Annotated in this window: 19 protein-coding genes; 16 read left to right on the top strand and 3 right to left on the bottom strand. The window is 72.7% G+C overall.

Annotated features, from left to right (window positions below; all coding sequences use genetic code 11):
• Nucleotides 1-77: 77 nt before the first annotated feature.
• Nucleotides 78-1,211, bottom strand: a complete 1,134-nt coding sequence (locus ACFYOJ_RS11525; RefSeq protein WP_356551749.1) for a YihY/virulence factor BrkB family protein — start codon at nucleotides 1,209-1,211, stop codon at nucleotides 78-80.
• A 99-nt stretch (nucleotides 1,212-1,310) separates the two neighbouring features.
• On the opposite strand from ACFYOJ_RS11525, the gene ACFYOJ_RS11520 reads away from it, so the two are divergent.
• From ACFYOJ_RS11520 to ACFYOJ_RS11450, 15 genes are all read left to right on the top strand, one after another.
• Entirely contained in the window at nucleotides 1,311-2,951 is a 1,641-nt protein-coding gene (locus ACFYOJ_RS11520; RefSeq protein WP_356551747.1) for an acyl-CoA dehydrogenase family protein, read from the top strand.
• Between the two features lie 367 nt (nucleotides 2,952-3,318).
• Nucleotides 3,319-4,623, top strand: coding sequence for a GAF domain-containing protein (locus tag ACFYOJ_RS11515; protein ID WP_356551746.1), 1,305 nt, complete (start codon nucleotides 3,319-3,321; stop codon nucleotides 4,621-4,623).
• A gap of 181 nt (nucleotides 4,624-4,804) precedes the next feature.
• A complete protein-coding gene (locus ACFYOJ_RS11510) occupies nucleotides 4,805-6,130 on the top strand; it encodes a hypothetical protein (protein ID WP_356551745.1) in 1,326 nt (441 codons plus the stop codon).
• 137 nt (nucleotides 6,131-6,267) lie between these two features.
• Entirely contained in the window at nucleotides 6,268-6,840 is a 573-nt protein-coding gene (locus tag ACFYOJ_RS11505) for a GNAT family N-acetyltransferase (RefSeq protein WP_356551743.1), read from the top strand.
• A gap of 127 nt (nucleotides 6,841-6,967) precedes the next feature.
• Nucleotides 6,968-7,051 carry a putative leader peptide gene (locus ACFYOJ_RS11500; protein ID WP_310591794.1) on the top strand — a complete coding sequence of 28 codons (84 nt, stop codon included), beginning with the start codon at nucleotides 6,968-6,970 and terminating at the stop codon, nucleotides 7,049-7,051.
• Between the two features lie 180 nt (nucleotides 7,052-7,231).
• The gene (gene sirA, locus ACFYOJ_RS11495; protein ID WP_356551742.1) at nucleotides 7,232-8,929 is read left to right on the top strand and encodes a sulfite reductase SirA; all 1,698 of its coding nucleotides are present in this window, start codon (nucleotides 7,232-7,234) and stop codon (nucleotides 8,927-8,929) included.
• Nucleotides 8,926-9,105 carry a hypothetical protein gene (locus tag ACFYOJ_RS11490; RefSeq protein ID WP_356551740.1) on the top strand — a complete coding sequence of 60 codons (180 nt, stop codon included), beginning with the start codon at nucleotides 8,926-8,928 and terminating at the stop codon, nucleotides 9,103-9,105. Before sirA ends, ACFYOJ_RS11490 begins: the two co-directional genes overlap by 4 nt.
• The gene (locus tag ACFYOJ_RS11485; protein WP_356551738.1) at nucleotides 9,102-9,812 is read left to right on the top strand and encodes a phosphoadenylyl-sulfate reductase; all 711 of its coding nucleotides are present in this window, start codon (nucleotides 9,102-9,104) and stop codon (nucleotides 9,810-9,812) included. The genes ACFYOJ_RS11490 and ACFYOJ_RS11485 overlap by 4 nt, the downstream gene beginning before the upstream one ends.
• A 1-nt stretch (nucleotide 9,813) precedes the next feature.
• Nucleotides 9,814-10,383, top strand: coding sequence for an adenylyl-sulfate kinase (cysC, locus tag ACFYOJ_RS11480; protein WP_356551736.1), 570 nt, complete (start codon nucleotides 9,814-9,816; stop codon nucleotides 10,381-10,383).
• The gene (gene cysD / locus ACFYOJ_RS11475) at nucleotides 10,380-11,318 is read left to right on the top strand and encodes a sulfate adenylyltransferase subunit CysD (RefSeq protein ID WP_356551734.1); all 939 of its coding nucleotides are present in this window, start codon (nucleotides 10,380-10,382) and stop codon (nucleotides 11,316-11,318) included. The genes cysC and cysD overlap by 4 nt, the downstream gene beginning before the upstream one ends.
• Before the next feature lie 2 nt (nucleotides 11,319-11,320).
• Entirely contained in the window at nucleotides 11,321-12,676 is a 1,356-nt protein-coding gene (locus ACFYOJ_RS11470) for a GTP-binding protein (protein ID WP_356551732.1), read from the top strand.
• A 233-nt stretch (nucleotides 12,677-12,909) separates the two neighbouring features.
• Nucleotides 12,910-14,013 carry an aliphatic sulfonate ABC transporter substrate-binding protein gene (locus tag ACFYOJ_RS11465; RefSeq protein ID WP_356551731.1) on the top strand — a complete coding sequence of 368 codons (1,104 nt, stop codon included), beginning with the start codon at nucleotides 12,910-12,912 and terminating at the stop codon, nucleotides 14,011-14,013.
• A 36-nt stretch (nucleotides 14,014-14,049) separates the two neighbouring features.
• Nucleotides 14,050-14,844, top strand: coding sequence for an ABC transporter ATP-binding protein (locus ACFYOJ_RS11460; RefSeq protein WP_356551729.1), 795 nt, complete (start codon nucleotides 14,050-14,052; stop codon nucleotides 14,842-14,844).
• Nucleotides 14,831-15,727, top strand: a complete 897-nt coding sequence (locus ACFYOJ_RS11455; RefSeq protein ID WP_356551727.1) for an ABC transporter permease — start codon at nucleotides 14,831-14,833, stop codon at nucleotides 15,725-15,727. Before ACFYOJ_RS11460 ends, ACFYOJ_RS11455 begins: the two co-directional genes overlap by 14 nt.
• 8 nt (nucleotides 15,728-15,735) lie before the next feature.
• A complete protein-coding gene (locus tag ACFYOJ_RS11450) occupies nucleotides 15,736-16,524 on the top strand; it encodes a sirohydrochlorin chelatase (protein WP_356551725.1) in 789 nt (262 codons plus the stop codon).
• 23 nt (nucleotides 16,525-16,547) lie between these two features.
• On the opposite strand, the gene ACFYOJ_RS11445 is transcribed toward ACFYOJ_RS11450, so the two are convergent.
• Complete coding sequence (locus tag ACFYOJ_RS11445) at nucleotides 16,548-17,102, bottom strand: DUF1697 domain-containing protein (protein WP_356551724.1); 555 nt, start codon at nucleotides 17,100-17,102, stop codon at nucleotides 16,548-16,550.
• 255 nt (nucleotides 17,103-17,357) lie between these two features.
• On the opposite strand from ACFYOJ_RS11445, the gene ACFYOJ_RS11440 reads away from it, so the two are divergent.
• The gene (locus ACFYOJ_RS11440; RefSeq protein ID WP_356551723.1) at nucleotides 17,358-19,604 is read left to right on the top strand and encodes an MMPL family transporter; all 2,247 of its coding nucleotides are present in this window, start codon (nucleotides 17,358-17,360) and stop codon (nucleotides 19,602-19,604) included.
• A gap of 72 nt (nucleotides 19,605-19,676) precedes the next feature.
• Here ACFYOJ_RS11440 and ACFYOJ_RS11435 read toward each other — a convergent pair whose 3' ends face one another.
• On the bottom strand, nucleotides 19,677-20,879 hold the full coding sequence (locus ACFYOJ_RS11435) for a glycosyltransferase (protein ID WP_356551721.1): 1,203 nt from the start codon (nucleotides 20,877-20,879) through the stop codon (nucleotides 19,677-19,679).
• Nucleotides 20,880-20,924 lie beyond the last annotated feature (45 nt).

Raw genomic sequence — 20,924 nt, 5'->3', positions numbered from 1 at the left:
ACCCGCTCACGGGCGGCGGGCCGGGCGGGCGGCGGAAGGGGCGCGGGCAGCGGAAGGGGCGCGGCGGCGGACGGAGGTCAGGAGGCCTCCGGCCGGTCCTTGTGGTCGTGGGGGGCGGGCTTCGGGTAGGTGCGCAGGCGGGCCGTGACGTCCTCCGGGGGCAGGAACCGGGACCAGCGCTCGGGGAACTCGGACGGCATGTCGGGGTCCGCCTCGCCGTTCGCGACGGCACGGGCGACGTACTCGGCGACCTGGGCCTGTCGCAGCCGCTCGTTGGCCTCGCGGGCGGCGGCGGTGGCGGCGGCCGGCCAGACCCGGTCGATGGCCGCGTTGACCGCGGCGCCGACGAGCACGGCGAACGCGGACACGCCGATCCACAGCAGTACGGCCACGGGCGCGGCGAGGGAGCCGTAGATGGTGGGGCCCTCGACGGTGCTGGTGAGGTAGATGCGCAGCAGGAAGCTGCCCAGCACCCACATGGCGAGGGCGACCAGCGCGCCGGGCACGTCCTCGATCCACGGGGAGCGCACCGGCACCGACACGTGGTACAGCGTGGTCAGGAAGGCGATGGACAGGACGATGACGACCGGCCAGTACAGGACCTGCACCACCGTCGTCGACCAGGGCACGACCCGCACCACGGCGTCCGGTCCGGCCACCATCAGCGGCAGCGCCACCGACCCGATCAGCAGGGCCACGATGAACAGCAGGAAGGCCATCAGGCGGGTCTTGACGATGCCGCGGACGCCGTCGAGACCGTACATCACGGTGATGGTGTCGATGAAGACGTTGACCGCGCGGGAGCCGGACCACAGGGCGAACAGGAAGCCGATGGAGATGACGTCGGGCCGGCCGCCCTTCGTCACGTCGTCCAGGATCGGCTCGGTGATCTGCTTGACGCCCCGCTCGGAGAGCACCGCGCGGGAGGCGTCCAGGATGTTGGCGCGCAGGCTCTCGGTGGTGTCGGCGCCGATCCACAGGTCGACGTAGCCGATCAGCCCGAGGACGCTCAGCAGCAGCGGCGGCACCGACAGCAGGGTGAAGAACGCGGCCTCGGCGGCGAGACCGAGGATGCGGTACTCCATGCACGAGTTGACGGTGTCCTTCAGCAGCAGCCAGGCGGTCCTGCGTTTGGAGACGTTCCGGTACAGGACCCGGGCGCGGTGGAGGCGGCCGGAGGGCCGGTCGGGGGATTCACTTGCTGGCTGCACGCCCTAAAGGTATCCGCAGCGGGAACCGGCACTCATCCGCGGAGGCCCGTGGGGACGGGGGGTGCCCGGCGCGGTACCGGGCGCGGTAGGTTCGCCGTCATGGCAGGCAGCACCCACACCGTGACGAACCAGGCCCCGCCGCTGGCCGGGTACGACGTCTTCTCCGCCGACCGGGCGCTCGTGGCCGCGGTCGAACGGCACCTGGCACCGGAGCTGCGCGAGGAGGCGCTGGCCGAGCTGTCGGGCCTCGGCCGCAGCTGCGGCTCCGCGCAGGTGCTGGAGTGGGGCGCGCAGGCCAACGAGAACCCGCCGGTCCTGCGCACCCACGACCGCTACGGCCACCGCGTCGACGAGGTCGCCTTCCACCCGGCCTGGCACCGGCTGCTGGGCAAGGGCGTCTCGGCCGGCCTGACCTCGGCCTGGACCCGGCCGGGCGGGCACGTGCGGCGGGCCGCCGGGTTCCTGCTGTGGACACAGGCCGAGGCGGGCAACTGCTGCCCGCTGTCGATGACCCACGCGGCCGTGCCCGCCCTGCGCACCGACCCGGACCTCGCCGCCGAGTGGGTACCCCGGCTGACCTCCCACGTCTACGACCGGGAGCTGCGGCCGGCCCACCTCAAGGCCGGCGTGCTGTTCGGGATGGGCATGACGGAGAAGCAGGGCGGCAGCGACGTACGGGCGAACACGACCACCGCCAGGCCGCTCGCCGAGGACGGCGCGTACGAGCTGACCGGGCACAAGTGGTTCTGCTCGGCGCCCATGTCGGACGGTTTCCTGGTGCTGGCGCAGGCCCCGGGAGGGCCGACCTGCTTCCTGGTGCCGCGCGTGCTGGCGGACGGCACCCGCAACGTGTTCCTGATCCAGCGCCTCAAGGACAAACTGGGCAACCGGTCCAACGCCTCCGCCGAGGTCGAGTTCGCCGGTACCTGGGCGCGCCGGGTCGGCGAGGAGGGGCGCGGGGTGCGCACCATCATCGGCATGGTGGCGGCGACCCGGCTGGACTGCGTGCTGGGCTCGGCGGGCATCATGCGGCAGGCCGTCGCGCAGGCGGTGCACCACTGCGCGTACCGGGAGGCGTTCGGCGGGAAGCTGATCGACAAGCCGCTGATGCGCAACGTCCTCGCGGACCTCGCCGTCGAGTCGGAGGCGGCCACCACGCTGGGACTGCGGCTGGCGGCGGCCCAGGACGCCGCCGACGGCGACGAGGGGGAACGGGCGCTGCTCAGGCTGGCGGTGCCGGCGGCGAAGTACTGGGTGACCAAGCGGTGCGCTCCGGTGACGGTGGAGGCCGCCGAGTGCCTGGGCGGCAACGGGTACGTCGAGGAGTCCGGGCTGCCCCGGCTGGTGCGCGAGTCGCCGCTGAACTCGATCTGGGAGGGCGCCGGCAACGTGCAGGCGCTGGACGTGCTGCGGGCGCTGGGGCGGGAGCCGCTCGCGCTGGACGCGTATCTGACGGAGGTGGGCCTGGCCCGGGGCGCCGACCACCGGCTGGACGCGGCGATCCGGGGCCTGCTGACGGAACTGGCCGATCTGGAGGCCGCCGAGGGGCGGGCGCGGCGGCTGGTGGAACGGCTGGCGCTGGTGCTCCAGGGATCACTGCTGGTGCGGTACGCGCCGCCGGAGGTCGCCGACGCGTTCTGCGCCTCGCGGCTGGGCGGTGACGGGGGCGCGGCCTTCGGAACGCTGCCGCCCACCCTGGACCTGGGCTCGGTGGTGGAACGGGCCCGCCCGGTGGTCTGATCCCGGCCGGTGGTCTGAACCCGGCCGGTGTCCTGCGCTCGCCGGTGGTCCGACCCCGCCGGGGGGTGCGGATGCGGCCGGCGGCCCTGGTCCCGTCGGGGTGGCGCGGGGGTGGTGCTGCGCCGACACGGCACCACCCCCGCCACGCCGGCCCGTTCGAGCCGCGTACGCCGCTCGGGGCGGCGTGGTTCAAGTGTGGTCACCGCCACGGCCGCCCTCCAGGGTTGCAGGGGGTTGCAACGCGCTGCCGCACGTGTGCGGACTGTGCAAGGCGGTCAAGGGCAGACGGGCAGTATGGGACGACACCCCGGGACGGTCACGGCCCCGGTCCCGGCCGCCCCTGACTCCGGAAGAAGGACGAGGAACAGTGCCGCTCTCGCCGATGGACGTGACGCGGTTCGCCGCCGTCGACACGGCACGTGCGGCGCGGCTGCTCAGCGAGGTCCGCGCCGCGAAACTCTCCGGCGGACGCGCCCCGGTGGCCCCGCGCCCGGTGATCGAGCAGTCCTGGGAGCGGATGCTGCGCAGCGGCGTCGACCCGGACCACGACTTCCGCTCCGGGCTGCTGTCCCGGGAGGAGGTGCAGCGGCGGCGGGAGACCTCGCGGCTGCGGCACGTGCTGCCGGTGCTGAGGGAGGGACTGGTGTCGGTCGCGGACGTCGCCCGGCACATCATGGTGGTCGCCGACGACGAGGGCCGCGTGCTGTGGCGGGAGGGCAGCGTGCCGGTGCTGCGCAAGGCCGACGGGCTCGGTTTCCTGCTCGGCGCGGACTGGCGGGAGGACGTGGTCGGCACCAACGGGGTGGGCACGCCGGCGGTCGCCCGGCGCCCCGTCCAGGTCTTCGCCTCCGAGCACTTCGTACGGTCCCAGGCGTCGTGGACGTGCGCCGGGGCGCCCATCACCGACCCGCGCGACGGCCGGCTGCTCGGCGTGGTCGACGTGAGCGGGCCGCTGGAGACGATGCACCCGGCCACGCTCGCCTGGGTCGACTCGGTGGCCAAACTCGCCGAGGCCCGGCTGCGCGAGATGCACCAGCGGTCGCTGGAGCGGCTGCGGGCGGTGGCGGCCCCGGTGCTGGCCCGGCTCGACGGACGCGCCCTGGTGGTCGACCGGGACGGCTGGACGGCCGCGGTGACGGGGATGCCGTACACGGAGCGGATCGTGCTGCCCAGGTCCCCGGCGGAGGGCCGGGGATGGGTACCGGCGCTCGGGGAGTGCGTCGTGGAGCCGCTGGCCGAGGGCTGGCTGATACGGGCCGCCGGGGATCCGGCGCCCCGCGGCGACACCCGGATCGTGCTCGACCTGGGCCGGGCGCGCCGCTGGTCGGTCCGGGTGCTGGGCGCGGCCGAGAACTGGGAGCGGGAACTGAGTCCGCGACACGCCGAGTTGCTGTACCTGCTGGCCGTCCACCGGGCCGGCCGCAGCGCCGCGGGACTGGCCGGGGACATGTTCGGCGACCCGGCGCGGACGGTGACGGTGCGGGCCGAGATGTCCCGGGTCCGCCGGTATCTGGGGGCCTACCTGAGACACCAGCCGTATCGTTTCCGCGAGGACGTCGGGGTCGAGGTGGTCCTGCCGGACGACCCGCGCGACCTGCTGCCCCACTCGACCGCGCCGGCGGTGGCGGAGCAGCGCCGCTCACCGGCCCCCGTCCCGGCTCCGGCGCCTTGAACGGGCGTTCCGGACCGGCGCGTTCCGGCACCCCCGATGGTGGCGCGTTTCCGCATATTTGCAGCGTCCACCGCCGCGGGCCCCTCCGGCTGTCGTAGCATCCTCCACGGACCGCCCCCATCCGCTCCCGGTCACCGCACGGATGTCGGGCGAGGCGGGAAGCGGGGCCCGTGGAGGTGCGATGAAGCAGCGCGGCAGACACCGCCGGCGCAGACGGGGCAGAGCGTTGCGTGCGGCCCTGACCGGAGCGGCCCTCGCGCTGACCGGCGCCGCCACGATGATCAGCGCCTCCCAGGCCGAGGTAGCCGACGGCCCCGGGGCGTTGAGGCGGCTCGCCGTGTCCGACGCCCTGCGGCTGACGGAACACCGGGTGCCGCGGCCCTGGCTCGACCGGCTCTCCGCCTCGATGGGCGAACCGGTGGGCGCCGACACCGTCCTCGGCTCCGCCGACCGTCCCCTGCGCGACGCCGCCGACTGCGCGGACGAGGAGCGCGAGGCCCTGCCGGTCTCCCCCGCGGCCGCCCGCGCCTACTGCTGGGACGCCCGGGACACCCACGGCTGGCGGCCGGGCGCGGTGACCACCTCCGCCGACGCCGACGGCCGCTGGGCCTCCCACCGGGTCGTCCTGTCCGCCTGGAGCCACGACGACGGCACCCCCGGGGGCGGGCTCGCCCGGGTCTCCTTCGTCGACGCCGACGACCCCGGCCGGCTCCGCCACACCTCCGCGCTGCTCACCGTCCCGGTCGACGGCGGACGCGACTACCGGGCGCTGGCCTCCCCCGTCTCCGGGATGGTCTGGTACCGGGACAAGCTGCTGGTCACCGCCGGCGCCGGCGAGCGCGACGCGCTGTACGTGTACGACCTGGACCGCGTCCAGCGGGCCACCGCCGACGCCGACGCGGTCGGCCGGGTGCCCGGCGGCTGGGCGGCGCACGGCCACCCGTACGTCCTGACCGCCGTCGCCTCCTACCGGCCGGCCGGCACGCCGGACGCCGCGCGGCCCGCCGCGCTCTCCCTGGACCGCGGCACGGTGCCCGCCGGCCTGGTGGCGAGCGAGTACGTGCCCGCCGGCGCCGACCGGCCCACCCGCCTGTGGCGCTACGCGCTCGGCACGGACCGGGCCCCGGGCCCGGGCTCGGCCCCGGACCAGGAACGCGCCGGGCTGCCGGTCACGGACTCCGCGGGGCACGTGGACGCGCGGGAGGCGTACGAGACCACGGTGACCGAGGTGACGGGCGTGCTGTCGCACCGCCCGGCCGGGTCCGGGCACGCCGACTGGTACCTGGGACGGACGGCCGGAGACGGGACGACGGGCCGCGGGATGCTGTGGCGGCAGGACGCGGAGGGCGCGCGGGCCGCGCAGTGCGGAGCCGACCGGTCCCGCCAGTGCTGGAGCGCGCCGTCGGGCGCCCTGTCCCACCCGGCGCGCACCGGCGAAGTCTGGTCCCAGTCGGGCCGGATGCTCTTCGCGCTGCCGCTGACGTCGGTGGAGGACGCACTCGGCTGAGGCCCGCCGGCCGGCGCCCGCGCGTCCGCGGCACACGGCCGGCGCGTGCGCCGGTGCGTGCGCCGGTACGGGCGCGGGTGCCGGTGGGCGGGCCCCGGGATCGACAGATCCCGGAGCCTGATGATTCCCTGACCGCCATGACCGACATCGCCGTGACCACCTGGTCCCTGGAGCAGACCTCGCCGTCCGATCTGCTGCCGGCCGCCGCCCCGCAGGGAGACGTCCGGATCGTCCGCTCCGAGGTGCCCTCCCCCGAGTTCAGCCGTTTCCTGTACACCTCCGTGGGCGGCGACATCCGCTGGACGGACCGGCTGGGCTGGACGTACGCGCGGTGGCGGGAGCATCTGGAACGGCCCGGCGTGGAGACCTGGGTGGCCTACGACCGCGGCACGCCCGCCGGGTACGTGGAGCTGTCGCCCGGGGACGACGGCGTGGTGGAGATCGAGTACTTCGGCCTGATCCCGGCCTTCCGCGGCCGGCGCATCGGCGGTCATCTGCTGTCGTACGGCACCGCACGCGCCTGGGACCTCGCGGACCGCTGGCCGGGGCTGGCCACGACGAAGCGGGTGTGGCTGCACACGTGCAGCAAGGACGGCGAGTTCGCGATGGACAACTACCGGCGCCGCGGCTTCCGCCTCTTCGACACCAAGGTGGAGAAGGAGCCGGAGGTGGCCACCCCGGGGCCCTGGCCCGGCGCCTTCCCGTCCTGACCTGCTCCGAAGCGCCCGTTTTCGGACTGTGTGACCCACGACACCCCTGTCTCGCTCTACGGGACAGGGGTGTCCGCATTCTGGATAAAGCTGGACTGTGTCCAGAACGCCGTGCCACGCTTCCGCCATGTCCGGAACTGGAATCGCCTTGGTGAGTCGACGTCACGTCGACCTCGGCCGCATGTCCAGCGCCATCTGTCCGGCCCGCTGAGAGACCCCTCCAGCACCACCGGTTCTTCGCTCGCCCCTCCTCCTGCGCAATGACGCGCGGGTATGTCCATGTGCCCGTAAGCACAGGTCAGAGCCGCCCTCCCGCCACCCGACCACCGCTCCTCACCGACGGCGCCCCGCGCCGGCCCAATCCATCGCTGTCCCGAAGGACGTGTCAACCATGGCCGCCACCCCGCCGAAGCCTGCCGCCACGACTCCCCGCCGCAAGGTGAGCCGTCACCGTGGCGAGGGTCAGTGGGCTATGGGTCACTTCACCCCCCTCAACGGCAACGAGCAGACCAAGAAGGACGACGACGGTCTCAACGTACGGACACGTATTGAGACGATCTACTCCAAGCGGGGGTTCGACTCCATCGACCCCGGCGACCTTCGCGGACGGATGCGCTGGTGGGGCCTGTACACCCAGCGCAGGCAGGGCATCGACGGCGGCAAGACCGCGATCCTGGAGCCCGAGGAGCTGGACGACAGCTACTTCATGCTGCGCGTGCGCATCGACGGCGGCGCGCTGACCACCGCTCAGCTGCGGGTCATCGGCGAGATCTCCCAGGAGTTCGCGCGCGGCACGGCCGACATCACCGACCGGCAGAACGTCCAGTACCACTGGATCCGGATCGAGGACGTGCCCGAGATCTGGAACCGCCTGGAGGCCGTCGGCCTGTCCACCGTCACCGCCTGCGGCGACACGCCCCGCGTGATGATCGGCTCCCCGGTGGCGGGCATCGCCGAGGACGAGATCATCGACGGCACGCCGGCCCTGGAGGAGATGAAGCGCCGGGTCCTGAACAACCCGGCGTACTCGAACCTGCCGCGCAAGTTCAAGACGGCGATCTCCGGTTCGCCGGTGCAGGACGTCGTGCACGAGATCAACGACGTCGCGTTCGTCGGCGTGCGCCACCCCGAGCACGGGCCGGGCTTCGACGTGTGGGTCGGCGGTGGCCTGTCCACCAACCCCAAGCTCGGCGTGCGCCTCGGCGCCTGGGTGCCGATCGAGGACGTGCCGGACGTCTACGAGGGCGTCATCTCGATCTTCCGCGACTACGGCTACCGGCGCCTGCGCAACCGCGCCCGCCTGAAGTTCCTGGTCGCCGACTGGGGCGCGGAGAAGTTCCGCCAGGTGCTGGAGGACGAGTACCTGAAGCGGAAGCTGACCGACGGTCCGGCGCCCGACCAGCCGGCGAGCCGCTGGCGCGACCACGTCGGCGTGCACCGGCAGAAGGACGGCCGCTACTACGTCGGCTTCGCCCCGCGCGTCGGCCGCGTCGACGGCACCACCCTGACGAAGGTCGCCGACCTCGCGGAGGCGCACGGCTCGGGCCGCGTGCGCACCACGGTCGAACAGAAGATGATCATCCTCGACGTCGAGCAGGACCGGGTCGAGTCCCTGGTGGAGTCCCTGGAGGCGCTGGACCTCACCGCGCGGCCCTCCACCTTCCGGCGCGGCACCATGGCCTGCACCGGCATCGAGTTCTGCAAGCTCGCCATCGTCGAGACCAAGGCGCGCGGCGCCTCGCTCATCGACGAACTGGAGCGCAGGCTCCCCGAGTTCGACGAGCCGCTCACCATCAACCTCAACGGCTGCCCGAACGCCTGCGCCCGGATCCAGACCGCGGACATCGGCCTCAAGGGCCAGCTGGTCCTGAACGACCGGGGCGAACAGGTCGAGGGCTACCAGGTGCACCTGGGCGGGGCGCTCGGCCTGGAGGCCGGCTTCGGCCGCAAGGTGCGCGGCCTGAAGGTGACGGCGGAGGAGCTGCCGGACTACGTGGAGCGCGTGCTCAAGCGCTACCAGGCCGAGCGCGAGGACGGCGAGCGCTTCGCCGCCTGGGCGGCCCGCGCCTCCGAGGAGGCCCTGTCATGAGCGAGCGCGCCGTGCCGTTCCACTGCCCCTACTGCGGCGACGAGGACCTGCGTCCGCACGAGGAAGGCCACGGGGCGTGGGAATGCGCGGCGTGCAACCGCGCATTCCAGTTGAAGTTCCTCGGGCTGATGGCCCGGGGTCTTCACCCCAAGTCCTCGGGAGGCGAAGCGATATGACGGTTATTCAGAAAGAGCAGACCGCCGACGAGCTGAAGGCGCTCGCCGAGCGGGCGGGCCGCGAGCTGGAGGACGCCTCCGCGCTGGAGATCCTCCGGTGGGCGGCGGACACCTTCGGCGACCGCTTCTGCGTGACCTCCTCCATGGAGGACGCGGTCGTCGCCCACCTCGCCTCCCGCGTCCTGCCCGGCGTGGACGTGGTCTTCCTCGACACCGGCTACCACTTCCCGGAGACCATCGGCACCCGGGACGCCGTGGAGGCCGTGATGGACGTCAACGTCATCACGCTCACCCCGCGCCAGACCGTCGCCGAGCAGGACGCCGAGTACGGCCCCCGGCTGCACGACCGCGACCCCGACCTGTGCTGCGCGCTGCGCAAGGTGAAGCCGCTGGAGGAGGGCCTGAAGGGCTACCAGGCCTGGGCGACCGGGCTGCGCCGCGACGAGTCCGAGACCCGGGCGAACACCCCCGTGGTCGGCTGGGACGACAGGCGCCGGAAGGTGAAGATCTCCCCCATCGCCCGGTGGACCCAGCAGGACGTGGAGGCGTACGTCGCCGAACACGGCGTCCTCACCAACCCGTTGCTGATGGACGGCTACGCCTCCGTGGGCTGCGCGCCCTGCACCCGCCGGGTGCTGGAGGGCGAGGACGCGCGCGCCGGCCGCTGGGCGGGCCGTTCCAAGACCGAGTGCGGGCTGCACGGCTGACATGACGACGACCACCGAGAACCAGGAGAACCACGTGACGACCGGAGCCACCGTCTGGCTCACGGGTCTGCCGAGCGCCGGCAAGACCACCATCGCGTACGAGCTGGCCGGCCGGCTGCGCGAGGCGGGCCGGCGCGTCGAGGTGCTCGACGGCGACGAGATCCGCGAGTTCCTCTCGGCGGGCCTCGGCTTCGGCCGCGAGGACCGGCACACCAACGTGCAGCGCATCGGCTTCGTCGCCGAACTGCTCGCCCGCAACGGCGTCACCGTGCTGGTCCCGGTGATCGCGCCGTACGCGGACAGCCGGGACGCCGTGCGGGGGCGCCACGAGGCGAACGGCACCCCGTACGTGGAGGTGCACGTCGCCACGCCGGTCGAGGTGTGCTCGGAGCGCGACGTGAAGGGCCTGTACGCCAAGCAGGCCGCGGGCGAGCTGACGGGGCTCACCGGCGTCGACGACCCGTACGAGGAGCCCGCCAAGCCCGACCTGCGCATCGAGTCGCAGCACCAGACAGTCCAGGAGTCCGCCGCGGCGGTCCACGCCCTGCTCACCGAAAGGGGACTGGCATGACGACGTCCGTGGCCACCGTGGCGGAGGGTACGGCCGGCCCGTACACCCTCTCCCACCTCGACGCCCTCGAGTCCGAGGCGGTGCACATCTTCCGCGAGGTGGCGGGCGAGTTCGAGCGGCCGGTGCTCCTGTTCTCCGGCGGCAAGGACTCCATCCTGATGCTGCACCTGGCGCTGAAGGCGTTCGCCCCCGCCGCCGTGCCCTTCTCCCTGCTGCACGTCGACACCGGGCACAACTTCCCCGAGGTCCTCGACTACCGCGACCGCACGGTGGAGAAGCACGGGCTGCGCCTGCACGTCGCCTCCGTGCAGGACTACATCGACCGCGGGGTGCTCAAGGAGCGCCCGGACGGCACCCGCAACCCGCTGCAGACGCTGCCGCTGACCGAGAAGATCCGGGCGGAGAGGTTCGACGCCGTCTTCGGCGGCGGTCGCCGCGACGAGGAGAAGGCCCGCGCCAAGGAGCGGGTGTTCTCGCTGCGCGACGAGTTCTCCCAGTGGGACCCGCGCCGCCAGCGCCCCGAGCTGTGGAACCTGTACAACGGCCGGCACGCCCCCGGCGAGCACGTCCGCGTCTTCCCGCTGTCCAACTGGACCGAGCTGGACGTGTGGCAGTACATCGCCCGCGAGAACATCGAACTGCCCGAGATCTACTACGCCCACGAGCGCGAGGTCTTCTCCCGCAACGGCATGTGGCTGACCGCCGGCGAGTGGGGCGGCCCCAAGGACGGCGAGACGGTCCAGAAGCGGCGGGTGCGCTACCGCACCGTCGGCGACATGTCCTGCACCGGCGCGGTCGACTCCGACGCCGACACCATCGAGAAGGTGATCGCCGAGATCGCCGCCTCCCGGCTCACCGAGCGCGGCGCCACGCGAGCCGACGACAAGCTCTCCGAGGCCGCGATGGAAGACCGCAAGCGCGAGGGGTACTTCTAGACATGACCAGCACCACCGAACCCGCAGAGCCGCTGTCGGCCGCGCAGCTGTCGGAGACCACCCTGCTGCGCTTCGCCACCGCCGGCTCCGTCGACGACGGCAAGTCCACCCTGGTGGGCCGACTGCTGCACGACTCCAAGTCGGTCCTCGTGGACCAGCTGGAGGCCGTGGAGCGCGTCTCCGCCGACCGCGGCCAGGACACCCCGGACCTCGCGCTGCTCACCGACGGCCTGCGCGCCGAGCGCGAGCAGGGCATCACCATCGACGTGGCCTACCGCTACTTCGCAACTCCCCGGCGCCGGTTCATCCTCGCCGACACCCCGGGCCACGTGCAGTACACCCGGAACATGGTCACCGGCGCCTCCACGGCCGAGCTGACGGTCATCCTGGTCGACGCCCGCAACGGGGTCGTCGAGCAGACCCGCCGGCACGCCGCGATCGCCGCGCTGCTGCGGGTGCCGCACGTCGTGCTCGCCGTCAACAAGATGGACCTGGTCGAGTACCGGGAGTCCGTGTTCGCCGCCATCGCCGAGGAGTTCACGGCGTACGCGACCGAGCTGGGCGTCCCCGAGGTCACCGCGATCCCGATCTCGGCACTGGTCGGCGACAACGTGGTGGAGCCCTCCGCGCACATGGACTGGTACGGCGGCCCCACGGTGCTGGAGCACCTGGAGACCGTCCCGGTCAGCCACGACCTGGCGCACTGCCACGCCCGGCTGCCCGTGCAGTACGTGATCCGGCCGCAGAGCGCCGAGCACCCCGACTACCGGGGCTACGCCGGCCAGATCGCCGCGGGCACCTTCCGCGTCGGCGACGAGATCACCGTGCTGCCGTCCGGACGGACGACGACCGTCACGGGCATCGACCTGCTGGGCGAGCCGGTCGACGCCGCCTGGACGCCGCAGTCGGTGACGCTGCTGCTCGCCGACGACATCGACATCTCCCGCGGCGACCTGATCGTCCCCAGCAAGGACGCGCCGGCCACCTCGCAGGACGTCGAGGCCACCGTCTGCCACGTCGCCGACCAGCCGCTGACCGTCGGCCACCGGGTGCTGCTCAAGCACGGCACCCGCACCGTCAAGGCGATCGTGAAGGACATCCCGTCCCGGCTGACGCTGGACGACCTGTCCCTGCACCCGCACCCCGGCCGGCTCACCGCCAACGACATCGGCCGCGTGAAGATCCGTACCGCCGAGCCGCTGCCCGCCGACTCCTACGCGGACTCGCGGCGCACCGGCTCGTTCATCCTGATCGACCCGAGCGACGGCACCACGCTCACCGCCGGCATGGTCGGCGAGTCCTTCGCCGCGCCCGAGCCGGTCAAGGACGCGGACGACGAGGACGGCTGGGACTTCTGAACATGAACTCCCCCGATTTCTACTCCACGTTCGCGAAGGAGGGCGGCCGCGTCGGCAGCGGCTCCCTCGGCTGCGGGCAGGGCGGGGTCGCGCGATGTGCGCGCTGACGTACGCGCACCGCATGCGCGCCCACACCCCCCACAGCCGAAGACCTGCCGACCCCCCGGCCACGACCTGACACCTCGGACCAACCGACAGGCGTGAGAGCCGGGCCGACGAGAGGAACCCCTCCCGTGCCTGCCACCACCGCCCTGCGCCGCACCCTGGCGGTCATAGCCGCGCTCCCCCTCCTGACCCTGGCCGCCTGCGGTTACGGCTCCCAGGCCAAGAAGGACGACACGGTCGAGGTCGCCGCGGGCGCCGAGAAGACCGACGGACTCGACACCGTCCGCATCGGCTACTTCGGCAACATCACTCACGCCACGCCCCTGGTCGCCAACCAGAAGGGCTTCTTCCAGAAGGCGCTGGGCGCCACCAGGGCCACGTACGCCACCTTCAACGCCGGCCCGTCCGAGATCGAGGCGCTGAACTCCGGCTCCATCGACATCGGCTGGATCGGCCCCTCCCCCGCGATCAACGGCTACACCAAGTCGGGCGGCAAGAACCTGCGGATCATCGGCGGTTCGGCCTCCGGCGGCGTGAAACTGGTGGTGAACCCCGACCGGATCAAGTCCCTGCAGGACGTCAAGGGCAAGCGCATCGCGACCCCGCAGCTCGGCAACACGCAGGACGTGGCGTTCCTCAACTGGATCGCCGAGCAGGGCTGGAAGGTCGACGCGCAGAGCGGCAAGGGCGACGTCACGGTCGTCCGCAGCGACAACAAGGTCACCCCGGGCGCCTACAAGTCGGGCTCCCTGGACGGCGCGTGGGTGCCGGAGCCGACCGCGTCCAGGCTGGTCGCCGAGGGCGGCAAGGTGCTGCTGGACGAGGCCGACCTGTGGCCGGACAAGAAGTTCGTGATCACGAACATCATCGTGTCGCAGAAGTTCCTGAAGGAGCACCCGAAGGCCGTCGAAGCCGTCCTGAAGGCCTCGGTCGAGACCAACGAGTGGATCGAGGCCCACCCGGACGAGGCGAAGGCCGCGGCCAACAGGCAGCTGGAGAAGGACACCGGCAAGGCGCTGCCCGCCGACGTCCTGGACCCGGCGTGGAAGTCGATCCGGCTCACCGACGACCCGCTGGCCGCCACCCTCGGCGCCCAGGCGGAGCACGCCGTGAAGGCCGGCCTGCTGAAGAAGCCCGACCTCGAGGGCATCTACGACCTCACGCTGCTCAACAAGGTCCTCGCGGCCAGGGGCGAGCCCACGGTCGACGACGCCGGCCTCGGCGTCAAGTAAGCCCGGATCCCCGACCACTCCCAGGAGGTGACGACCATGGCCACGACCACGACTCTCGCCAAGGCCGACGAGGGCACCGAGGCGGCCGCGCACGCCGCCCGGATCGCACACGTCTCGAAGTCGTTCTCCGGCCCCGCCGGACAGCAGCTCGTGCTGGACGACATCACCCTCGATGTCGCGCCCGGCGAGTTCGTCACCCTCCTGGGGGCCTCCGGCTGCGGCAAGTCCACGCTGCTGAACCTGGTGGCGGGCCTGGACAGGCCGAGCTCCGGCACCATCACCACGGACGGACGCCCGGCCCTGATGTTCCAGGAACACGCCCTGTTCCCGTGGCTGACCGCCGGCAAGAACATCGAACTCGCCCTGAAACTGCGGGGCGTGCCCAGGCCCGAGCGCCGCGACAAGGCCGAGGAACTGCTCGAGCTCGTCCGGCTGAAGGGCGCGTACGGCAAGCGGGTGCACGAACTGTCGGGCGGCATGCGCCAGCGCGTCGCCATGGCGCGCGCCCTCGCGCAGGAGAGCAGACTGCTGCTGATGGACGAGCCGTTCGCGGCACTGGACGCGATCACGCGGGACGTGCTGCACGACGAGCTGACCCGGATCTGGCGGGAGACGAGGCTGTCCGTCCTGTTCGTCACGCACAACGTGCGCGAGGCCGTGCGGCTCGCCGAGCGCGTGGTGCTGCTGTCCTCCCGCCCCGGGCGCATCGCGCGCGAGTGGACGGTGGGCATCGGGCACCCGCGCCGCATCGAGGACACCGCCGTGGCGGAACTGTCCGTCGAGATCACCGAAGAACTGCGTGGGGAGATCCGCCGCCATGGCCAGCACTGAGACGACCAGTCCCGCGAAGGACGGCGGCGACCTCGCCGGCCTGGAGGCGGGCCTCGACGCGCTGGAGACGGTGCCGCAGGGCCGCACGCCCTTCCGGCAGACCCTCGTCGAGAAGATCATGCCGCCCACCGTCGCGGTGCTGCTGGTGCTGGCGGTCTGGCAGGGACTGGTCTCCTTCGGCGTCGTCGACGACCCGACCAAGCTGCCCGCCCCCTCCGACGTGTGGGACGTCGTCCACCAGGCGTGGCTGCAGGGCGAGTTGCTCGGCTACATCTGGACCAGCGTCTCGCGCGGCCTGTCCGGCTTCCTGCTGGCGCTGCTGATCGGCACCCCGCTGGGGCTGCTGGTGGCGCGGGTGAAGTTCGTGCGGGCGGCGATCGGCCCGATCCTGTCCGGCCTCCAGTCGCTGCCGTCGGTGGCCTGGGTGCCGCCGGCCGTGATCTGGCTGGGCCTGAACAACACGATGATGTACGCCGTCATCCTGCTGGGCGCGGTGCCGTCCATCGCCAACGGTCTGGTGTCCGGCGTGGACCAGGTGTCCCCGCTGTTCCTGCGGGCGGGCCGCACGCTGGGCGCGACGGGGCTGAAGGGCACCTGGCACATCGTGCTGCCGGCCGCGCTGCCGGGCTACGTGGCCGGGCTGAAGCAGGGCTGGGCGTTCTCCTGGCGCTCCCTGATGGCCGCGGAGATCATCGCGTCCTTCCCCGACCTCGGCGTGGGCCTCGGCCAGCTGCTGGAGAACGGCCGCAACGCCAGCGACATGGCGATGGTCTTCGAGGCCATCCTGCTGATCCTGATCGTCGGCATCGCCATCGACCTGCTGATCTTCAGCCCGCTGGAGCGGTGGGTGCTGCGCAGCCGCGGCCTGCTGGTGAGGAGCTGAGACACCTCATGCGCCGTCCGCTCCGCCCCGCCCGCCACGTCCGCGCGGCCCGTGCCGCCCGTCCCGTCCTGCTGGTCGTCGCCCACGGCAGCCGCGATCCGCGGCACGCCCAGGCCGTGCACGCCCTGGTCCGCCGGGTCAGGGCGATGCGCCCGGACGTACGGGTGGAGACCGGCTTCCTGGACTTCAACGTCCCCTCCGTGCAAGGAGTGCTGGAGGGGCTGGCGGCGGAGGGGGTGCGGGACGTGGTGGCGCTGCCGCTGCTGCTGACCCGCGCCTTCCACGCCAAGGCCGACATCCCGGCCGTCCTCGCGGACGCGCCGGCCCGGCTCAGGATCCGGCAGGCGGAGGTGCTCGGCCCCTCCCCGCTGCTGCTGTCGGCGCTGGAGCGGCGCCTGTACGAGGCGGGCCTGACGCCCGCCGACAAGTCCTCGACCGGGGTCGTGCTGGCCTCGGCGGGGTCCTCCGACCCGGAGGCGATCGCGGTGATCGCAGAAATCGCGCGGGAGTGGCGGCACACCGGTTGGTGCGCCGTGCGGCCCGCGTTCGCCTCCGCATCCCTTCCCCGCACCGAGGACGCGGTGCGGGAGCTGCGCGCCGCCGGCTGCGCCCGCGTCGCCGTCGCCCCGTACGTCCTGGCCCCCGGCTTCCTGCCGGACCGCATCGCGCGGGGTGCGGCCGGGGCGGACGTCCTGGCCGACGTCCTGGGCCCGGCACCGGAGGTGGCCCGCCTGCTGCTGCGGCGGTACGACGAGGTGCGGGCACCCGAGCGGACGCTGGTGGCGGCCGGGGCCTGAGGCCGCCGCCCCACCGGGCCGGCTCAGGCCTGGGGCGCGGTCAGTTCCCTCAGCTTGACGACCGTGTTCCAGTTGCGGCTGGTGGCGATCACGCCCTTGTTGACGCGGGGCCGGGAGAGGGCCTCGGCGAGCCTGGAGCGGCCCAGGCCGTCCGGCGCGTACAGGTACAAGGCGCGGTCGCCGAGCCGGAACTCCTCGGGGAGGAAGGCGGCCCGGTCGACCGTCGCGAAGCGGTCCTCGGTGACCGGTGCGGAGAAGTAGGTGACGTGGAGCTGTCTGGCCTCGAGGTCGGCGGCGGGGAAGGGGCAGTCCTCGACGACCGACCGGAGGTAGGCGTGGTCGCGCACGATCACGTCCACCGGGAAACCGAAGTGTTCCCCGACCGCCTGCGCCAACTCGGCGGCCAGGGAGTCCTCGTCGCCGTGTCCGGAGGTGAACACGGCCTGCCCGCTCTGCAGATGGGTGCGTACGGCGTCGTGGCCGAGGCTCTCCAGGAGCGCGCGCAGCTCGGCCATCGGGACCTTCCTGGAGCCGCCCACATTGATCCCGCGCAGCAGCGCCGCATACGTCTTCGCCATGCCCACACCATAGAACGGCCGTCGCTCTCCTGGGGGCTGGTACGGCGACGGACCCTGATCACCGCCCCCGAGGGACCGGGATAGATGTAAGGGACCGTTGTCCTCCCCAGCGGTGAGGCCGGGCGTACGAGGGGATGAGCGGGGCCGGTGGCACTTCACCGGTCAGTACGAGGAGACCGCCCCGTCCGGGCCATACCGTCGATTCGGTAGGTGGCGGCAGGGGGCCGGCGCCGAGAACGAGGGGGCAGGCCCGTCATGGGGAACGGAGACACACGGGTGCGGGGCATAGCCGCGCGGGCCGGCGGCTGGAGCGCCCGGCACCGATGGGCCGCCGTCGGTATCTGGGTACTGTTCGTCGCCCTGGCGATGGGGCTCGGTTCGGCGGCCGGCCGGGTCGACGTCAAGGACAGCGAGCAGATGGGCGGCGAGACGCGCACCGCCGCCCGGATCATCGAGGACGCGGGGATCGACGAACCCGCCGGCGAGACCGTCCTGATCCAGGCGAAGGACGGCGGGCCGAAGGCCACCGACGCCGAGTTCCGCGCCGCCGTCTTTGCGGTCGTGAGGGCGGTGGAGGGCACCGGTGAGGTCACGGGCGTGGTCTCGCCGTACGACGCGGGGACGGTCTCGAAGGACGGCCGCAGCGCGCTGGTCCAGTTCGACATGCGCGGCGAGGCCGACACCGCGAGCGAGCGGGTCGAGCCGGTCCTGAAGGCCGTCGAGGAGGTCCAGAAGGAGCACACGTCGCTGCGGATCGAGGAGATCGGCGGCGCCAGCATGTCGAAGACGTACGACGACGCGTTCGGCGACGACTTCAAGAAGGCCGAGTACTCCGCGGTGCCGGTGGCCCTCGGCATCCTGCTCGTCGCGTTCGGCGCGCTGGTGGCCGCGCTGGTCCCGGTGGCGCTGGCGATCACCGCGATCATGGCGACGATGGGCCTGATGGGCCTCGTCAGCCACTTCCAGCCGATGAGCGACACCGCCAACTCCGTGATGCTGCTGGTCGGACTGGCCGTCGGCGTCGACTACTGCCTGTTCTACCTGCGCCGCGAGCGCGAGGAGCGGGCCGCGGGCCGGGACGCGCAGACGGCGCTGCGGATCGCCGCCGCCACCAGCGGCCGGGCGATCGTCGTCTCCGGTGTGACGGTGTGCGTGGCGATGGCGGGCATGCTGTTCACCGGCATCGCCGAGTTCGAGGCGATGGGCCTGGCCTCGCTGATGGTGGTCGCGGTCGCCATGGTCGGCTCGGTGACGGTGCTGCCGGCGCTGCTGTCCCTGCTGGGCGAGCGGGTGGAGAAGGGCCGCGTCCCGTTCCTGCGCCGCCGGCCGCGCACCGGGCAGGAGGGCAGCCGGTTCTGGACGGCGGTCCTGCGGCGCGTGCTCGCCAGGCCGGTGCTCGCCGCCGTGGTCGCGGCCGGCGCGCTGCTGGCCGTCGCCGCGCCCGCGCTCGGCATGAAGACGCAGAACCTCACGCTGGACCAGGAGTTCGGCGACTCGCTGCCCATCGTGCAGACGTACAACCGGCTCAACGAGGCCTTCCCCGGCGGTTCCGACCCGGCCCAGGTGGTGGTCAGGGCCGACGACATCAACGCGCCCGAGGTGCGGTCCGCGCTCGCCGAGTTCCGGGAGCGGGCGGTCGGTTCGGGTGCCTCGCGCGGCCCGGTGGACATCACGGTGCACGACGAGCGGAACGTCGCCCTGATCCACGTCCCGCTGGTCGGCGGCTCCGACCAGGACAAGGCGGGCGAGAGCCTGGACAAGCTGCGCGACGACGTACGGCCCGCCACGCTCGGCAAGGTCGACGGCGTCGAGGCGCCGATCACCGGGCAGGTGGCCGGCAACAAGGACTTCAACGACCAGCTCGTCGGTTCGGTCGTGCCGGTCTTCGCCTTCGTCGTGGTCTTCGCCTTCCTGCTGATGCTGCTGTCGTTCCGCTCCCTGACGATCGCGGCCACCTCGATCGTGCTGAACCTGCTGTCGGTGGGCGCGGCGTACGGCATCCTCGTCGCCGTCTTCCAGCACGGCTGGGGCGCCTCGCTGGTGGGCGCGGAGGGGGTCGGCGCCATCGTCACCTGGCTGCCGCTGTTCCTCTTCGTGATCCTCTTCGGCCTGTCGATGGACTACCACGTGTTCGTGGTCTCGCGGATCCGTGAGGCGCGGCTGCGCGGCCGGCCGACCAGGGACGCCATCCAGCACGGCGTGGTCACCACGGCCGGCGTCGTCACCAGTGCCGCGGTCATCATGGTCGCCGTGTTCGCCATCTTCGGCACGCTCTCCATGCAGTCGATGAAGCAGATGGGCGTGGGTCTGGCGGCGGCGGTGCTGATCGACGCGACGGTCATCCGGGGCGTGCTGCTGCCGGCCGTGATGGCGCTGCTCGGCGAACGGAACTGGTACCTGCCGAAGTGGCTGCACCGGCTGCCCGACCTCACCCACGACGAGAGTCCGCGGGCGGTCGACGCGCCGGTGCGGGACGACGAGGGCGAGCGGGTCGGGGTCTGAGCGGTCCCGGGAGAGCCAGAGGGCCCGTCGGTTCGGGGGAACCGACGGGCCCTCGTCGTGACCGGGGCGCGGTCAGGTCCTGGCCGCCGCCAGCTCGGCCTCGATGAGGTCGGCGGCGCGCCGGGTACCGCCCTCCGCTGCCATGCCTGCCTGGACCTCCTCCAGACGCCGGGCCACCTCCGGGTCGTCGACCAGGGCTAGGGCGGCGGTGCGCAGCGCCTCGGCGGTGGCCTCCTCGGCGGGCAGGTGCCGGGCGACACCGAGCGCCTGCAGCATCTCGGCGTTGCCGAACTGGTCCGCGGCCTGCGGTACGGCGATCATCGGCGTGGCGGTGGCCAGACCCTCCTGGCTGCCGCCGGCGCCCGCATGGGTGACGAACAGGTCGGCCTGCTGGAGCACCGCCAACTGCGGCACCCACGACCGCACTTCCACGTTGTCCGGTACGTCGCCCAGCTCGGTGGCGTCGACGTGCCGGCCGATCTGGAGCACCACGTGCCAGCCGGGCAGGCCGCCGAAGGCCTCGACGCACTCCCGGTAGAAGGCGGGCTGCTTGGTGAAGGCGGAGCCGAGGGAGACCAGGACGACCTTCCCGGCGCCCTCGGGTCGCCGCCATTCCCCCTCGGCGGTGCGGTCGCCCTGGCAGGCGCCGACGAAGGTGTACGTGGTCTCGTCGACCCGGTCGGCGTGGGGCTGGAGCGCTCTGGGGATCAGCACCAGGGAGCGGTCGGGGCGGCCGGCGAACGGGTCGGGATGCATCGTGATCCCGTTCTCCTCCAGCCAGGCCTGGAAACGGGCGTAGTACGCCCGCCCGCGCTCGGTTCTCCGCGGCTCCTCCCACATCGGCTCGGCGACCTCCTGCTCGTACCCCTCCCAGGCGACCATGCAGGGCGAGAGGGAGATCACGGGCACGCCCCAGCGGTGGCCGAGGACCCGGGCCGGGTAGGAGGCGATGTCGTGCAGGACGAGGTCCGGTTCGTCGCCCTCGTACGCCTCGGCGAGCTGGGGCAGTGCCTGGATCGCGTCGTCGAGGAAGGGCTCGACGTTGTCCAGCAGGGTGGTGCCCCACGCCTCCGGGTCGGCGTCGGGGCCGGGCAGGGTGCTGTTCCACAGCCTGGGTTCGGCGCCCGCCTCGGCCACCTTCTCCGCGAGGAGCGGCGGGATCGCGTACGTCACCCGGTGTCCCCGGGCGACGAGCTCGCGGATCACCTCCAGGCTGGGGTTCACGTGGCCGTGCGCGGCGATGGAGAACATGGCGATGTGCGCGGGAGAGGTCATGCCACGACCATAGGCGAGACGAGACGTCTCGTGCAACTTTTTTCC

This window comes from Streptomyces sp. NPDC006384, from assembly GCF_042870695.1.
GTDB lineage: Bacteria > Actinomycetota > Actinomycetes > Streptomycetales > Streptomycetaceae > Streptomyces.
The sequence above is the reverse complement of the archived record's forward strand: the minus strand, read 5'-3'. Positions and strand labels throughout refer to the sequence as shown.

Coding starts and splice junctions, on each gene's coding strand:
- ACFYOJ_RS11440 (WP_356551723.1), top strand. CDS start 17,358: ATGGGGAACGGAGACACACGGGTGCGGGGCATAGCCGCGCGGGCCGGC.
- ACFYOJ_RS11510 (WP_356551745.1), top strand. CDS start 4,805: ATGAAGCAGCGCGGCAGACACCGCCGGCGCAGACGGGGCAGAGCGTTG.
- ACFYOJ_RS11505 (WP_356551743.1), top strand. CDS start 6,268: ATGACCGACATCGCCGTGACCACCTGGTCCCTGGAGCAGACCTCGCCG.
- ACFYOJ_RS11445 (WP_356551724.1), bottom strand. CDS start 17,102: ATGGCGAAGACGTATGCGGCGCTGCTGCGCGGGATCAATGTGGGCGGC.
- ACFYOJ_RS11470 (WP_356551732.1), top strand. CDS start 11,321: ATGACCAGCACCACCGAACCCGCAGAGCCGCTGTCGGCCGCGCAGCTG.
- sirA (WP_356551742.1), top strand. CDS start 7,232: ATGGCCGCCACCCCGCCGAAGCCTGCCGCCACGACTCCCCGCCGCAAG.
- ACFYOJ_RS11435 (WP_356551721.1), bottom strand. CDS start 20,879: ATGACCTCTCCCGCGCACATCGCCATGTTCTCCATCGCCGCGCACGGC.
- ACFYOJ_RS11460 (WP_356551729.1), top strand. CDS start 14,050: ATGGCCACGACCACGACTCTCGCCAAGGCCGACGAGGGCACCGAGGCG.
- cysC (WP_356551736.1), top strand. CDS start 9,814: ATGACGACGACCACCGAGAACCAGGAGAACCACGTGACGACCGGAGCC.
- ACFYOJ_RS11455 (WP_356551727.1), top strand. CDS start 14,831: ATGGCCAGCACTGAGACGACCAGTCCCGCGAAGGACGGCGGCGACCTC.
- ACFYOJ_RS11450 (WP_356551725.1), top strand. CDS start 15,736: ATGCGCCGTCCGCTCCGCCCCGCCCGCCACGTCCGCGCGGCCCGTGCC.
- ACFYOJ_RS11490 (WP_356551740.1), top strand. CDS start 8,926: ATGAGCGAGCGCGCCGTGCCGTTCCACTGCCCCTACTGCGGCGACGAG.
- ACFYOJ_RS11485 (WP_356551738.1), top strand. CDS start 9,102: ATGACGGTTATTCAGAAAGAGCAGACCGCCGACGAGCTGAAGGCGCTC.
- ACFYOJ_RS11520 (WP_356551747.1), top strand. CDS start 1,311: ATGGCAGGCAGCACCCACACCGTGACGAACCAGGCCCCGCCGCTGGCC.
- cysD (WP_356551734.1), top strand. CDS start 10,380: ATGACGACGTCCGTGGCCACCGTGGCGGAGGGTACGGCCGGCCCGTAC.
- ACFYOJ_RS11500 (WP_310591794.1), top strand. CDS start 6,968: ATGTCCGGAACTGGAATCGCCTTGGTGAGTCGACGTCACGTCGACCTC.